Consider the following 204-nt stretch of genomic DNA (forward strand, 5'->3'; position numbering starts at 1 on the left):
ACGACTTGCGATCTCAGGTGGCGGCGATGGAGGCATACTGCCGGGCTGGCGCAATTGCTGTTGACGAGTGGATTCAGGAAGTCGGCGGCGGCATGAACTTCAAGCGCAAGCGTTTCCTCGTGCTGATTGAGCGCATCCAGCGTGGTGAGATTGAGCGAGTTCTCATCGCCCACAAGGACCGGCTCGTTCGCTTCGGATTCGACC

1 protein-coding gene is annotated in these 204 nt (G+C 59.3%); it reads left to right on the top strand.

The genetic code is table 11. The features are described 5' to 3' along the window. The coding region (locus ACYP5B_RS05195; RefSeq protein WP_459568825.1) for a recombinase family protein at window positions 1-204 on the top strand (204 nt) is incomplete at both ends.

Source organism: Cupriavidus sp. 8B (assembly GCF_054589115.1).